This window comes from Pseudotenacibaculum haliotis, from assembly GCF_042684245.1.
In the GTDB taxonomy this organism is placed as follows: Bacteria; Bacteroidota; Bacteroidia; order Flavobacteriales; family Flavobacteriaceae; genus Polaribacter; species Polaribacter haliotis_A.
The window spans coordinates 113,837-128,896 of the sequence record NZ_JBHULH010000001.1 but is presented as its reverse complement, the minus strand read 5'-3'; the positions used below and the strand labels follow the sequence as shown (position 1 = coordinate 128,896).

18 protein-coding genes are annotated in these 15,060 nt (G+C 34.6%); 12 read left to right on the top strand and 6 right to left on the bottom strand.

What is annotated here, in order from left to right; translation table 11 throughout:
• The first annotated feature begins 131 nt into the window (after window positions 1–131).
• A complete protein-coding gene (gene menD / locus ACFSRZ_RS00615; RefSeq protein WP_379664574.1) occupies window positions 132–1,778 on the top strand; it encodes a 2-succinyl-5-enolpyruvyl-6-hydroxy-3-cyclohexene-1-carboxylic-acid synthase in 1,647 nt (548 codons plus the stop codon).
• Window positions 1,778–2,191, top strand: coding sequence for a DNA-binding protein (locus ACFSRZ_RS00610; RefSeq protein WP_379664573.1), 414 nt, complete (start codon window positions 1,778–1,780; stop codon window positions 2,189–2,191). The genes menD and ACFSRZ_RS00610 overlap by 1 nt, the downstream gene beginning before the upstream one ends.
• On the opposite strand, the gene ACFSRZ_RS00605 is transcribed toward ACFSRZ_RS00610, so the two are convergent.
• Entirely contained in the window at window positions 2,192–3,352 is a 1,161-nt protein-coding gene (locus tag ACFSRZ_RS00605) for an alpha/beta hydrolase (protein WP_379664572.1), read from the bottom strand.
• Between the two features lie 162 nt (window positions 3,353–3,514).
• Here ACFSRZ_RS00605 and ACFSRZ_RS00600 point away from each other — a divergent pair, with 162 nt between their 5' ends.
• From ACFSRZ_RS00600 to ftsY, 8 genes are all read left to right on the top strand, one after another.
• Window positions 3,515–4,354 carry a 1,4-dihydroxy-2-naphthoyl-CoA synthase gene (locus ACFSRZ_RS00600; RefSeq protein WP_379664571.1) on the top strand — a complete coding sequence of 280 codons (840 nt, stop codon included), beginning with the start codon at window positions 3,515–3,517 and terminating at the stop codon, window positions 4,352–4,354.
• Between the two features lie 81 nt (window positions 4,355–4,435).
• On the top strand, window positions 4,436–5,044 hold the full coding sequence (locus ACFSRZ_RS00595; protein WP_379664570.1) for a fumarylacetoacetate hydrolase family protein: 609 nt from the start codon (window positions 4,436–4,438) through the stop codon (window positions 5,042–5,044).
• Window positions 5,045–5,069: 25 nt separating this feature from the next.
• Entirely contained in the window at window positions 5,070–5,402 is a 333-nt protein-coding gene (locus ACFSRZ_RS00590; protein ID WP_379664569.1) for a hypothetical protein, read from the top strand.
• Window positions 5,403–5,413: 11 nt separating this feature from the next.
• Window positions 5,414–6,664 (top strand): competence/damage-inducible protein A, encoded by a 1,251-nt coding sequence (locus tag ACFSRZ_RS00585; protein ID WP_379664568.1) that lies wholly within the window; start codon window positions 5,414–5,416, stop codon window positions 6,662–6,664.
• Between the two features lie 76 nt (window positions 6,665–6,740).
• Complete coding sequence (gene rpmB, locus ACFSRZ_RS00580; protein WP_105004371.1) at window positions 6,741–6,980, top strand: 50S ribosomal protein L28; 240 nt, start codon at window positions 6,741–6,743, stop codon at window positions 6,978–6,980.
• Window positions 6,981–7,003: 23 nt separating this feature from the next.
• Window positions 7,004–7,186 (top strand): 50S ribosomal protein L33, encoded by a 183-nt coding sequence (gene rpmG / locus ACFSRZ_RS00575; protein WP_379664567.1) that lies wholly within the window; start codon window positions 7,004–7,006, stop codon window positions 7,184–7,186.
• A 7-nt stretch (window positions 7,187–7,193) separates the two neighbouring features.
• Window positions 7,194–7,346 carry a DUF4295 domain-containing protein gene (locus ACFSRZ_RS00570; RefSeq protein WP_379664566.1) on the top strand — a complete coding sequence of 51 codons (153 nt, stop codon included), beginning with the start codon at window positions 7,194–7,196 and terminating at the stop codon, window positions 7,344–7,346.
• A gap of 104 nt (window positions 7,347–7,450) precedes the next feature.
• A complete protein-coding gene (gene ftsY / locus ACFSRZ_RS00565) occupies window positions 7,451–8,404 on the top strand; it encodes a signal recognition particle-docking protein FtsY (RefSeq protein WP_379664565.1) in 954 nt (317 codons plus the stop codon).
• A 42-nt stretch (window positions 8,405–8,446) separates the two neighbouring features.
• Here ftsY and ACFSRZ_RS00560 read toward each other — a convergent pair whose 3' ends face one another.
• From ACFSRZ_RS00560 to ACFSRZ_RS00540, 5 genes are all read right to left on the bottom strand, one after another.
• The gene (locus tag ACFSRZ_RS00560; RefSeq protein ID WP_379664564.1) at window positions 8,447–8,641 is read right to left on the bottom strand and encodes a hypothetical protein; all 195 of its coding nucleotides are present in this window, start codon (window positions 8,639–8,641) and stop codon (window positions 8,447–8,449) included.
• 225 nt (window positions 8,642–8,866) lie between these two features.
• Complete coding sequence (locus ACFSRZ_RS00555; protein WP_379664563.1) at window positions 8,867–9,076, bottom strand: hypothetical protein; 210 nt, start codon at window positions 9,074–9,076, stop codon at window positions 8,867–8,869.
• Between the two features lie 226 nt (window positions 9,077–9,302).
• Window positions 9,303–10,049, bottom strand: coding sequence for a hypothetical protein (locus ACFSRZ_RS00550; RefSeq protein ID WP_379664562.1), 747 nt, complete (start codon window positions 10,047–10,049; stop codon window positions 9,303–9,305).
• 141 nt (window positions 10,050–10,190) lie between these two features.
• Window positions 10,191–10,928: a LytR/AlgR family response regulator transcription factor gene (locus ACFSRZ_RS00545; RefSeq protein WP_379664561.1), complete on the bottom strand. Its 738-nt coding sequence runs from the start codon at window positions 10,926–10,928 to the stop codon at window positions 10,191–10,193.
• Entirely contained in the window at window positions 10,921–12,783 is a 1,863-nt protein-coding gene (locus ACFSRZ_RS00540; RefSeq protein WP_379664560.1) for a sensor histidine kinase, read from the bottom strand. The genes ACFSRZ_RS00545 and ACFSRZ_RS00540 overlap by 8 nt, the downstream gene beginning before the upstream one ends.
• Window positions 12,784–12,804: 21 nt before the next feature.
• On the opposite strand from ACFSRZ_RS00540, the gene ACFSRZ_RS00535 reads away from it, so the two are divergent.
• The gene (locus ACFSRZ_RS00535) at window positions 12,805–13,251 is read left to right on the top strand and encodes an SRPBCC family protein (RefSeq protein WP_379664559.1); all 447 of its coding nucleotides are present in this window, start codon (window positions 12,805–12,807) and stop codon (window positions 13,249–13,251) included.
• Between the two features lie 109 nt (window positions 13,252–13,360).
• Window positions 13,361–15,001, top strand: coding sequence for an amidase family protein (locus ACFSRZ_RS00530; protein WP_379664558.1), 1,641 nt, complete (start codon window positions 13,361–13,363; stop codon window positions 14,999–15,001).
• Window positions 15,002–15,060 lie beyond the last annotated feature (59 nt).

The window sequence follows — 15,060 nt, the reverse complement described above, 5'->3', positions numbered from 1 at the left end:
TTTCTGACTTTTTTTATGGAGTCACAATTGATTCCAAATAAACAAAGTAACTTTGCATTCTGTTATTATTTTCTAAGTTGTTGTTACTTCTTTGAAACTTTTAACTTTGAAACTTCCTAACATAAAAATGAATGTATCCTAAAAAGGAATTAGCACAAATTATTATCTCCGCTTGTCGTCAATTTGAAATCGAAACCGTAGTCATCTCTCCGGGGTCGAGAAATGCTCCGTTAACCATTGGTTTTTCTAATGATACGGATTTTGACACGATTAGTATTGTAGATGAACGTTGTGCAGCTTTCTTTGCTTTAGGAATTGCACAGCAAAGACAAAAACCGGTAGCCATTGTTTGTACTTCAGGTTCTGCTTTGTTGAATTATTACCCGGCAGTTGCAGAAGCATACTACAGCCAGATTCCCTTAGTAATAATCTCTGCAGATAGACCCAGACATTTGATCGATATTGGAGACGGTCAGACCATACGACAAGAGAATGTCTTTACCAATCACATTCTGTTCAGTGCTAATTTGGAAGAAGGTAGAACAGAAATGAACTGCAACATGTTAACGGAAGCTTTTTCTATGTTAACGCAAGTAAAAGGCCCCATCCATATCAATGCTCCTTTTGACGAGCCTTTGTATGAAACGGTTGATGCTATGAAAGCATACCCGTTTAAGGTAGATCAACAAATTGAAATGGACGATGTAGCTTACAAAGCCTTGTCTTCTGAATGGAACACAGCCAAAAAGAAGATGATCTTGGTAGGAGTTCATTATCCGGACAGAGAGTTAGAACTGCTGTTAGACAAAGTGGCTAACGATCCATCAGTTTTGGTGTTAACAGAAACAACATCAAATCTACATAACCATCGATTTATCAATTCTATAGATAACCTGATCTTCAACTTAACAGAAGAAGAATTTACATCTTTACAACCGGATATCTTACTCACCTTTGGTGGATTGATCGTATCTAAAAAGATCAAAAGGTTTTTAAGAGATTATAAGCCTAAAGCCCATTGGCATGTAAATGAATTGCGTGCGTTTGACACGTATTTTGCTTTGACCAAGCATATCAAAATAGATAGCAGAACATTCTTTGAGCATTTTAGTAAACTTACTCATTATAGTAATGGAAGTGATTACGAGTCTAAATGGATTAGTCACCGAGACCATACCAACGAAAAGCACAAAGAATATTTAGAAATAGCTCCTTATTCTGATCTAAAAGTTTTTGAAAGTATCTTAGAAACTTTGCCTGAGAATTCTGGAGTTCAGTTTAGCAATAGTGCTATCATTCGTTACTCTCAGTTGTTTAAGATGAAAGACTCTGTAACAGTTTTCTGCAACAGAGGAACTAGCGGAATAGACGGAAGTACCAGTACCGCTGTTGGTGCAGCTTATGCTTCTGCCAATAGAGTAACATTAATAACAGGAGACCTAAGTTTCTTTTATGATAGCAATGGTCTTTGGAACCGTCATATTTCAAAAGATTTTAGAATTATCATAGTTAATAATTCTGGAGGAGGAATTTTTAAGATCATTCCCGGACCAAGTACAACAAATTCTTTGCATTATTTTGAGGCACCTCATGAGCTAACTGCAGAGCATTTGTGCAAAATGTATGGACTTGAATATGCTACTGCTGATAGTATGGAGTCACTAAAAGCAGGATTAGAGAATTTTTACGAAGGAGAACAACCAAAGTTATTGGAAGTGTTTACGCCAAACGATCAAAACGATCAAATTTTAAAACAATACATCAATCATTTAAGATAATGGAATTAGAAGTAGGACAAAAAGTAGATTTAATTATCGGAGTTGAAACAGCTCTTGGATACACCGTATTGATTGATGAAACCCATGAAGGATTGATCTATAGAAATGAAATCTTCAAACCTTTAGAAGAAGGTGTAAAAACAACCGGATACATTAAAAACATCCGAGAAGATGGTAAAATAGATATTTCTCTACAACCTCAAGGTTACAGAAATACCATTACCGGAGATAAAGAAAAGATCTTAGAAAGACTCAAGCAAAATAGAGGTGTTTTACAACTTACAGATAAAAGCAGTCCTGAAGCTATTAAGTTTCAATTACAGATGAGCAAGAAAGCCTTTAAAAGAGCTTTGGGCGCTTTGTATAAAGAGAAAAAAGTAAGATTATTTCCAGACCGAATAGAAAAAGCTTAGTTACAGCTTTTCTAACATTCTTTCTACATTCAAATAATAAAGATCTGCATTTGGATCAGCCGGATTCATTTTTCCGTATCCTAATCTGTATTGCTCCAAAGCAGCTTTAAAATCATTTCCACTCTCGAAATAGCGACCTAAATAATAGTTCCCCATTTCGGATGTTGGATATAATTTTAAGATCATTTCTCCAAAATCTTTAAGATAATCACCATTTTCCTTTTCTATGATAATATCTTCAATAGCCACCACATCTTGCTGTCTGATTCCAATATTAGAACCAAATAAATATTCAATATCTAGATATTTTGTTTCTAAATAGGCAATAGCACTAGGAGGATCTAATTCTTTGATCTTTTTATCATATTCATCTTGAGTGATTCCGGAATAGATTTCAAAAATCTTAGCAAATGCTCTCGACATTCCTTCTCCAATTACAGAAGCAGAACTAGGAGAACTAGACAGCTCATCAAATACCACATTAAAATTCTCTACACCAATAGATTTCATAAATTTCCCAAATGCCTGAATTTTGGTAAGCTTCTCACTTTTAGCATAAGGATTTCCTGATACGTAGAAGTAAAAAGTATTGTCCATGGTTCCCAATCGTTCGATGTTGTAGCTTTGTACTTGTGCATTTACATCAGGTGCTAACGTAGGATTGATGGATATATAGGCGTTAAAAATAGGGTCTTTCTCTTTTAGAAAATGAGTAATAAAATTTGCTGTTAAACTTTCTCCAACAATGGTTAAAAAAGGAGAAGTCTTGTAATTAGCTTCAACAAAAGGGATTAATTCGTCTCTCAAAAATCGATAAAAACGTCGAGCATCAGTTGTTAATTTGCTATCGGTAACATCATATCCCGCATCTTTGCTTCGTGTAGATTCCATATTCACTCCCACAACAATTTGCTCAGGAGCATTGTCTTGTGAAGCATAATAATTAGAAACACCCACATAAAGATCAAAAAGTTTCTGTCCGTCCAGTACAATAGCTAACGGAAAATTAGAAATAGAATCTTTTTCATAGCCTTTAGGCAAATGGATGGTTACATCTCTAATATCCTTTAATTCATCAGACTCGTATTTTTTGTAGATGGTTTTTTGTCCAAAAGAAAGTGAAAAAGAAAAAACTAATAATAGTAAGATCAGTGTTCTCATAATTAAGAGGGAATCATTTATGTGTTAAAGATATAAGTTTTCAAAAAATAGAAAAGGATTATTCTTATCAAAATCTATCATGCCAATTTTGAATGTTTTATTTTTGTGTTCGCTTTTGATGAATAATACAAACTACCATTAGAACGAATAAAGTCCAAAATTATGATACAACCAGAATGGATTACTGTCAAAGAATACGAAGACATTACCTATAAGAAGAGCAACGGAGTTGCCAGAATAGCATTTAACAGACCAGATGTAAGAAATGCTTTTAGGCCTCAAACAACTAGCGAATTATACGACGCATTTTACGATGCCAATGAAGATACTTCTATTGGAGTTGTATTGTTGTCTGCAGAAGGGCCTTCTTCTAAAGATGGAATTTGGAGTTTTTGCTCCGGAGGAGATCAAAAAGCAAGAGGACATCAAGGGTATGTTGGAAAAGATGGGTACCACCGTTTAAATATTTTGGAAGTACAACGATTGATTCGTTTTATGCCAAAAGCAGTTATTGCTGTAGTTCCAGGATGGGCTGTAGGAGGCGGACACAGTTTACATGTAGTATGTGACTTGACGCTAGCCAGTAAAGAACATGCGATCTTCAAGCAAACCGATGCAGATGTAACCTCTTTTGATGGAGGATACGGTTCAGCTTATTTAGCCAAAATGGTAGGACAAAAGAAAGCCAGAGAGATTTTCTTTTTAGGAAGAAATTATTCTGCACAAGAAGCTTACGAAATGGGAATGGTAAATGCCGTAATTCCTCATGATGAATTAGAAAGCACAGCTTATGAATGGGCACAAGAGATCTTGGCAAAATCTCCAATCTCTATCAAAATGCTAAAGTTTGCTATGAACCTTACAGATGATGGTATGGTAGGACAGCAAGTTTTTGCAGGTGAAGCAACTCGATTGGCTTATATGACAGATGAAGCAATAGAAGGTAGAAATGCTTTCTTAGAAAAACGCAAACCAAACTTTGATAAAAAGTGGATTCCTTAATAGAGGAACAATGTTTAATTATGAATTACGAATAGAAATTTCAAAATCGTAATTCTAAGATTCAAAATCTGAAATTAGCGAATGAAGATAATATGTATAGGGCGTAATTATGCCAAGCACATTGAAGAATTAGCAAACGAAAGACCTGATAATCCGGTAATCTTTTTAAAACCGGACTCAGCAATACTACCAAAAAACAATCCTTTTTTTATTCCTCCTTTTTCGGAAGACATACATTACGAAGTAGAGGTATTGGTAAAGATCAATAAAGTAGGAAAGCATATTGCTTCTCGATTTGCTCATAAATACTATGATGAAATAGGTTTGGGAATTGATCTTACAGCTCGCGATGTTCAAGCGCATTGTAAAGAGAAAGGACTACCGTGGGAAAAAGCCAAAGCTTTTGATGGAAGTGCCGTTGTAGGGAAGTTTTATCCAAAATCTGAATTCGATTTGGAAAATCTTTCTTTTCAGTTATTAAAGAATGATGAAGTAGTGCAAGACGGAAATACAAATGCAATGCTGTGGAAGATTGATGAGCTAATCAGCTACATATCTCAATACTTTACTCTTAAAAAAGGAGATCTCATCTTTACAGGAACTCCGGCAGGTGTGGGTAAAGTAGTGGAAAATGATGTTTTAAAAGGTACAATAGAAGGAAAACAAGCCTTTCAAATACGAGTTAAATAAACTATTCACTTAAAAATAAATTACTATGTTAGGGATCTTACTACTCTTCTTTATCGGGAAGTTTTTTTACAAATTAGCTGAAGAATTTCAGAAAAGCAAATGGGGATATGCAGTTCTTGGGGTAATCACATATTACGCTGGAACTTTTATTTACGGAGTTCTTTACTCTGTTATATTTTTCATTAATAACCCTGATGCTTTTGAAAGTGATATTGATACTTGGACGCTTAGACTTACGGCTATTCCAGCTGGGCTTGGATTAGCATATCTTTTATACTATCTCCTTAAGAGATCATGGGAAAAAAGTAAAGAGTCTAATGAAGGGTCTCTCAATATAGATGATATAGGAACTGATTAACCCTAGGGTTTATGAATGCAGAAATTATTACCATTGGAGATGAGATCTTGATCGGACAGATCGTAGATACAAATTCGCAATGGATGGCAACCGAGCTTAATAAAATTGGTGTTTCTGTGCACCAAATCTCTTCCATACAAGATGAGAGAGAGCACATTTTAGTTGCATTGGAAGAAGCACAAGGAAGAGCAGATATTGTTTTGATCACCGGAGGCTTGGGGCCTACAAAAGATGATATCACCAAAAAAACCATTGCAGACTTTTTTGAAGATGATCAATTTATAGATTATCCTCAGGTAACTGAGCACATTCAGCAAATGTTTAAGAAATTCAACATTCCTTATAATGAAGTGCAAAAATACCAAGCGCAACTCCCGTCAAAGGCTACTTTGTTGATGAATCGATTAGGAACAGCTCCGGGAATGTGGTTTTATGAGAATGACACCATTTTTGTATCGATGCCGGGTGTTCCTTATGAGATGAAAGGACTCATGAAATATCATGTCTTGCCTAAAATTCAAGAACAGTTTCATTTACCACACATTCTTCATAAGACTGTAATGACTTATGGGCAAGGAGAAAGTTCAATTGCAGAACGCATAGCAGATTGGGAAGAGAATCTTCCTGATTTTGTCAAATTAGCTTATTTGCCTTCTTTTGGAAGAGTTCGCTTACGACTGTCGGCAAAAGGACCGGATAAAGAAGTTTTAGAAGAAACACTAGAAGAAAGGTTAAATACTTTAGAAAGTTTGATCTCGGATATTATAACGGGCTATGACGAGAATGGAACGATTGAAAAATATGTTGGAGAATTATTAGCAGAAAGAGACCTAACCATTTCTACTGCAGAGAGCTTAACGGGAGGTAAGATTGCAACTACTTTGGTTTCTGTACCGGGAGCTTCAAAATATTTTAAAGGAAGTATGGTTGTATACTCTGCCGAAATGAAAATGAATTTACTAGACGTTTCAGAAAAGAGTATACATCAATATACGGTAGTAAGCAGTCAAGTAGCAAAAGAAATGGCTGTATCTGCCAGAGAAAAGATGCAAACAGATTACGCAATTGCAGTTACAGGAAATGCAGGGCCTACAACAGATGAGACAGATAAATCTGTAGGAGTTGTTTTTATAGCAATAGCTTCAAATAAAGGAGTAAGTTGTCAAGAATTTAACTTCGGACAACCAAGAGAAAAGGTTATCAATAGAACCGTAAATAAATCTTTGGAAATGCTTCAAGAAGAAATTCTAAAAAATAACTAAGATTGTTTTTGTAGAAGTTTAAAAATGTCGTACATTTGCACCTCGTTTAAAGATAAGAACCTAAAACTGTAAGAAGATGTCTAGAGTTTGTGAATTAACAGGAAAAAAAGCGATGGTAGGAAACAACGTTTCTCACGCTTTGAACAGAACGAAAAGAAAATTCAACGCTAATTTAATGACTAAGCGTTTCTATATTCCGGAAGAGGACAAATGGATCACATTAAAAGTGTCTGCTTCTGCGTTAAAAAATATCAACAAGAAAGGAATTTCTGCAGTAATTAAAGAAGCAAGAGAAAAAGGTTTCTTAACTAAGTAATTCTCTAGATAAAGTATAGAAAGATGGCAAAAAAAGGAAACAGAGTACAAGTAATCTTAGAGTGCACAGAGCACAAGGCTTCTGGAAAACCAGGAACTTCTAGATACATTACAACGAAGAATAAGAAAAACACTCCTGATAGAATTGAGTTAAAGAAATTTAACCCGATCTTGAAGAGAATGACAGTTCATAAAGAGATTAAATAAGTAGGTCATGGCAAAGAAATCAGTAGCAACGTTACAAACAGGTTCTAAAAGATTAACAAAAGCTATCAAAATGGTAAAATCTCCTAAATCAGGAGCTTACACATTTGTTGAAGCTATTATGGATCCTACAAAAGTAAACGACTTTTTAGCAAAAAAATAAGTTTATCTTTTTACAATATACAAAAGCTACTTTCAAATTGAGAGTAGCTTTTTTTATGCCTTTAAATTCGCTAAATTTGAGGCACTTAATTTCGCAGAGGAAAAATGAGTTTTTTTAAGAAAATATTTTCAAAAGAAAAGAAAGAAACTTTAGATAAAGGACTAGAAAAATCTAAGTCGAGTTTCTTTAACAAACTATCGAAGGCCGTAGCCGGTAAATCGAAAGTTGATGATGATGTTCTTGATAATTTAGAAGAAGTGTTGGTTACTTCAGATGTTGGAGTAGAAACAACACTTAAGATCATCGATCGTATTGAAGAACGTGTTGCCAGAGATAAATATTTGGGAACAGATGAATTGAACCAAATCTTACGAGAGGAAATCGCATCCTTACTTTCTGAGACAAATACCGGAGAAGAAACAGAGTTTACAGTACCGGAAAACAAGAAACCTTACGTGTTAATGGTTGTAGGAGTGAACGGAGTAGGGAAAACTACAACAATCGGTAAGTTAGCTTCACAATTCAAAAAGAAAGGATTAAAAGTTGTGTTAGGAGCAGCTGATACATTTAGAGCAGCAGCAATTGATCAGTTACAGGTTTGGGCAGACAGAACAGATGTTCCTATCGTACGTCAGGAGATGGGGTCAGATCCCGCCTCTGTAGCATTTGATACATTAAAGTCTGCCGTGTCACAAGATGCCGATGTAGTAATCATTGATACAGCCGGACGTTTACACAACAAGGTAAACTTGATGAATGAGCTTACTAAGATCAAGCGCGTAATGCAAAAGGTTGTTGAAGATGCACCACACGATGTATTATTGGTATTAGACGGATCTACCGGACAGAATGCCTTTGAGCAAGCAAAACAATTTACCAAAGCAACAGAAGTTACTTCTTTAGCAGTAACCAAATTAGATGGAACGGCAAAAGGAGGAGTGGTGATCGGAATTTCAGATCAATTTCAAATTCCTGTAAAATATATTGGAGTAGGAGAAGGAATAGACGATTTACAGGTGTTTAATAAACACGAGTTTGTAGATAGTTTCTTCAATTAAAATATAAAAAGGCTGTTTCTTAAACAGCCTTTTTTTTTGCTTTTACTGATAGTTGATACTTCCCCAGCAATCATTGTTCAAAGGATAGCAAAAAGGCATTCCTGCTCTCCAACAATCAGCTTGTGTATGAAATTGTCCCGGCCCAGGATTTGAGCAAGTACCAAAGTCTCCACCGTTAATAGTTTTTTGTTCAGCTCTGTTTAGAGCTTTACCTAAAGTTAAAATAGATTTTTTCATGATGTAAATAATTTGATTTATCGTTACCTAAGTTTTGACTTTAGTTCATCTTGCACAAGGGTAATTGTATACGTGTAGGTATTCATTACATATTCGTAATAAGTATTTTAAAAACTGTTTTAAAAAATAAAAGCTACCCTAATAAATTAGGATAGCTTTTGAATCAACCTTCTCTTTTTCGCGAAGAATAGGTATTACCTTTCAGTAATATATTCTTAAAAAAGTTTATTTGTAATTTACAGGATCAACACATATCCACTGACTTTCTGGAAGTTGTGGTCCACTTCCATCAGGGTCATGAAATACTTCTGTACATACTTCATTTGCCGGACATCCGTTTGTTAAACAGTTGCTATGAGCAACTAAGTTTCCTCCATAAATGTTTTTTTGCTCAGCTTTATTTAAAGCTTCTCCAAGGTTTGCTAGATTTTTCATAGAATTAATGAATAAGATTATAAGGTCTGTGAACTTGTTTAGGCACTCACAGTTTATGCCCGTTCTGATGTAAATTTGCTACGATTTTAGCCTCTACACAATGCATATTGTATATGTGAACCTCTTTAGTTCATATTCGTTTTGATTGGATTTGGAATCGGTTTTAGCTATAAAAAAAACCGTTCAAGTTTAATTTGAACGGTTTATAAATTCTCTTTAGGGGGAATTAATAATTTAAAAAATATGTAAAATCTATAATGGAGGAATATTCATTATAAGAACATGTAGAAGTACTGCCTCCAGATTCTGTTATTGTGACTTCTCTATAAGGTCTTGCTACAAGAACATTGTTAAGTGAAGCTAAATTAAAAGGATAAATAGTAATCTCACCATCACACTGTTCAGGAAGAATGTAGCCTTTGTTGTAATTGCTGTTGGTCAATGGATGAGCAGTTGAATAGATCAAAATGGTAGTAGGAACATAGCCATTTGGGAGAAATATTTCAATGCAATTCTCTTGAGTCAAATACTCAATATATTGTTGGTATAAAGTATCTAAGCAAAAACCTTCTTGACATCCACCAATTGCACCGGGTGGTTTTGGCTTTCCTTTAGGATCTTTTGTTCCGCCCGGACACTTTTCATCTGTATTCCCTCCGTTATGAAGAATAAATTGATGTTTAAAGGCAATCTCAAAAGCAGATCCATCAACAAGAAGATCGTTGAGCCTTACAACATCCGGGTTAATATTTCCAATAAGATTCATAAACTGAGTTCTTGCAGAGGGATTTTGCTGAATAACTTTTGCTGTTAAAAAAGAAACCCACTGCAGTTGAGCTTCAAAAGGATCGTCAATAGAACTATTTGTTATTGGAGGAGCCTTTGAAGTCGTTGTATAATTAATTAGATCATTTTCCAATTCGAGCTCATTTTCTTGCTGACAGGAAAAACCGACAGCTAAAATGAGTGCCATGCATATATATTTAAAATATCTCATATCTCAATGTTTTAAAGTTCATTGGAAAGATAAATCCAAAAAGAAGTTAAAAAAGGGCACGGTTCATTACTGTAGGAATCCATTTCATAAGTGTACTTAGCTAATACAGATTTGCAACTAGAAAATTCTCTTTAATACGTAGTCTTGACGCCTACTGGAAACAGGAACTTTGATATCTTGTATCAAAACCAAAACACCATTTTTATTGTATTTAGAAACGTATTTTTTGTTGACGATGTAAGATTGATGGCAACGAACAAAAACATCTTCAGAGAGTACTTCAAGAATCTTCTTAATCGGTTTTGAGGCAACTATCTTTTCAAAATGTTGTGTAAAAAGAGTGGTATAATTGCCATCAGATTTACAATACAGAATATCATCTTCATAAATAGCATAAACCGTATTGGAGGTTTTAATAACGATGCGTTTCTTTTCTGTGCCTTTAAAATATTCGCTAGATACTTGTGCTAGCTTCTCCAGATGTTTGTCTTCTTGCTTGTTTTTGATGGCTTTTTCAATAGCTTCTTTCAGTTCCAGCTCATCTACAGGTTTAATGATGTAGTCTAGAGCACCTACTTTGATTGCTTTGATTGCATGATTATCAAACCCGGTAATAAAAATTACATCAAAATCTTTATAAGGAGTGTTGGTTAATACGTCAAACCCTGTTCCTTCTTTGAGGTGTATGTCTAGGAAAAGAAGATCGGGTTGATGTTCTTCAATATGAGACAAAGCAGTTTCTACATCATCTGCTTCTGCTACGATTGTGATTTCTTCTCCAAAAAGTCTCGTTATTTTTTCACGTAGATCTTTTCTGATCTCTGGATCATCTTCAATTAGTATCGATTTAATCATATTCGGTTAGTTTGTAGGGGATTAAAAATTCAACAACAACACCCGTTTCATTTGGGTTTTTATCATTTCTGTTATTGATCTTTATATGTGTTTTTGTTGTTTTTAAAACAAAATCGGAAATCAATCGGGTAGAAGTAGAGGTCTTATTTTGTGTACTACTCTCAGAAATTCCTATTCCATTATCTATAATTGTACAAGAAATAATCTTGTCAAGTTTTTTCAGTTTAATTAGGATCTGTCCTTTGTAATCAATTCCATTAAATCCGTGTTCTATACTATTTTCTATAAATGGTTGTAATAACATGGGAGGAATAAATATAAGCTCATCACGTTCCATATTTTCCAAGGAAATCTCATAGTCAAACTTCTCAGGGAAGCGAAGCAATTGCAATTCCATGTATTTGTCTAATAATTCCAATTCATCTTCCAAAGCCACAAAGTTCTGAACAGAATTCTCTAAAATGAGTCGTAATAATCTAGAAAAGCGTAGCAGATAATCAGTTGCTGTTTTAGAATCAGTAGCAATTTGATTTTTAATAGCATAGAGTGCATTAAAGGTAAAATGCGGATTCATTTGAGAGCGCAACAAGCGTTGTTGTAGCAAGAGGTCGTTCTTTTCATATCGCAATCGCTTTTGCCTGTAAAAAAGTAACCCAATAATTACCAATAATACAGCGAGAATCAATACAAATAGAAACCAAGACTTCAATTTGAGGTTGCTAATCTCTTTCTCTTTGTTTTCCGTTAAAAGTTGTTTTTCTTTCTTATTGGCAAGCTTAAGAGTGTAAAGTTCTTCCTCTATTTTTTCTTCATGAGCTTTATTTAAATTCCTGACCAATGCATAATAATCGGTCATAATGTTATCAATCTTGGCTGAATTCAGAATCCCTAACTTCAAACGAAGTTCACCGGCAAAAGAAGAATTCTCAACAGAAGTATTGGAATTGATGTACGTTTTGGCCGAATCTAAATATTTAGTTCCCAACTCAAAATTTCTAAGATTGGTGTACGCTTCTGTAATATTCAAATAGGCTTGTAATAACTCTGTATCCTTATCTTCAATTTCTGTTTGAGGAATTTTCTTTAAATAACTCAACGATTTTTTGAAATTCTCAACTGACGTTTTGTAATTGGATATTTGATATAAAAGAGCTCCGTAATCTCTATAAAATTGTCTTTTAACATCATTTCCTTCTAAAGTATTAGACAAGCTATCCATGAGTTGGAATACTTTAGCTACTTTGTTCAATTTAAACAGGATTCTTGCTTTAGAGAAACTGGTAATATTGGACAAACTCCTATCTGATATTTTTGTAGAAACTGTTTGAACACTATCGTTATACAATAAGGCCTTTTCATAGTTTGTTAAAGATAAATTCACACGTTCTAAAGCATTGTAGGCATATCGTAAATCTCCGTAATTCTTTGTCCTATCTAAAAGTGCGATAAACTTGTTGGCAGAACTCACAACATCACCATAATCTTCTAAGGCAAGATCTGTTTCCCAAGAATGTCTGTGGTAGATAATATCTCTCTTTCTAACATTACTACTATCTATCAGATCAATAGCTTTATGAAGGTGTACTTTTGCAGAATCCAATTCCCCGTTCATCCGGTAGCAAAAACCTCTTGAGAAAATATTCTCAATGATAACACTATCAGGTAAGTTTTTAGAAGTTGCAATAATACTGTCAGCAGACTTCAGATAGTCAAAAGATCTTGGGTTTATTGGGAATTTTGCTTTTTTCTGAAGCTCGGCAATTTTTTGTATTTTTAGTTGCAGAGGTTCTTCAGGTTGAGAACAACTGATAATAAAGCATAATAAAATCAATATCCTTAGGAGGGATGTTTTCATAATCAAACTTAGCAAAAACTCTTGACTAAAAATAAAAATACCGGCTTTTCAATCTATCATAATCTACTGGTCAATGCTAGTCCGGAGAGAATATTTGTAGCAATTACTGTTCCAAAGCATTTAAATAATTGGTGGCCGTTAAAATCATCAGGAACTCCTGAATTAAATTCCATTTATAATTTCAATTTTACAGATGCATACAACTGGTATGGTAAAGTTATTGAATGCAAAGAGAACGCTTCTTTCTTTATCAAAATGACCGATTCAGATGAAGATTGGAATCCAACCACCTTCGGATTTACATTGGAAGAAAAGGAAAATGGCACCTATGTTCGTTTTAGTCATACAGGTTGGCCAAAAGATAATGATCATTTAAAGCATTCTTCGTTCTGTTGGGCAATGCTGTTGAATGGCTTGAAAAACTATGTAGAGAAAGGAACTATCATTCCTTTTGAAGAACGAGAGTAAGCACCCTTCAACAAACTTCTAACAGAAATCTCTTATCTGTTGAATCGTTTATGGCAAATATTAAATTAACGATTAATGAGTTATCTTTGGTTTTCTCAAACCGATAACCATGAAAAGAATTCTTATAGTACTACTGTTCGTTACTTTTATTTACGGATGCCAAGAAAAAGAAGCCCCAAAATTTTTCAAGAAATATGATGAGTCTGCTGAGTTGAATAAGCAACAAGATCATCAAAATCCACGTATGAAATTCAAATTATTTCAATCGAAATATTTGGATATGAATCAAGTTTTCAAATCTGTAGAGCAAGACTTGGCAAACTTTTCAGAAGAAGAATACAATACATTAAAGCCTCTAATTGTAGAACAGAATATTCCTAGTATTCAAAAAAGCATTAGAGAAGGTCAATTAACCTACGAAAAACTAACGTTGTTCTATCTATATAGAATTCGAAAATTTGAAAGTGATAGCACAAAATCATTGAATGCTATTATTGCGATTAACCCTAATGTGGTAAACGAAGCTCGCGAAAGAGATTTGAACAAGCCCAACAATAAAAACTACGATAAGATCTACGGAATGCCAATTTTGTTAAAAGACAACATCAATACAGCAGGCATGCCAACTACAGCAGGAGCTTTGGCTCTAGCAGATAATAAGAATACAGAAGATGCTTTTATTGTAAAGCGACTGAAAGAAGAAGGTGCTTTGATCTTAGGAAAAGTAAATTTAAGTGAGTGGGCTTATTATTTTTGTTCAGGCTGCCCGTTAGGATACAGTGCGGTTGGAGGACAATCTTTAAACCCTTACGGAAGAGGAAAATTTGAGACAGGAGGTTCTAGTGCATCAAGCGGAACAGCCGTTGCGGCAAATTATGCAGTAGCAGCTGTAGGAACAGAAACAGCAGGATCTATTACCTCACCATCTAGTCAGAATTCTGTTGTAGGATTGAAACCAACAATTGGGTTGTTGAGTAGAACCGGAATTGTTCCTATCTCAAGTACTTTGGATACACCGGGACCTATGACCAAAAGTGTGATAGACAATTGGATTTTTATCAATGCGATGTACGGATATGATAAGTCTGACCCAAAATCCTATGTACACGTAGATAAGAATTATGGAAACTTTAATGATGGAGTAAAAGGTAAACGATTTGGTGTTTTAAAAGCGTATTTACAAGATTCTGTATTCAATGCCAATGTGAACAAGATGAAAGAAGCCGGGGCAGAGATCGTAGAGATTACTCCGCCACAAGTAGGATTACCGGGCTTTTTAACCTTATTGAATATAGATATGAAACACGATCTGCCTGAGTATTTGAAAAATTATACAGACAACAACGTAAAAGTACGATCTGTACAAGATGTGATCGATTTCAATTTACAAGACACTATTTTAAGAGCTCCTTACGGGCAGCAACTGTTTGAAGGGATTGTTGCAGATTCAACAACAGTAGAGCAATTACAAGAAATAAAGAAGACTTTAATGGCAAATGCACGTCAATATTTCGAAGCTTTAGGCAAAGAGAATCTGGATGCAATTTTATCGATCAACAATTATCATTCAGCATTTTCTGCAGTTGCAGAATATCCGAATATTACAGTTCCTATGGGATATAAAGAATCCGGAGAACCTGTTAGTATGACTTTTATTGCCAAACCTAAAGAAGAAGCAAAACTACTCATTTTAGGAAATGCTTTTGAGAAGCTAACCAAGCATAGAAAATTGCCGGAAGGATATGAGTAGAATTTAGCTGAGAAGCTTTATTTTTGTCGCCCAATAAGAAAAAGAGAAAAGAGTAAGTA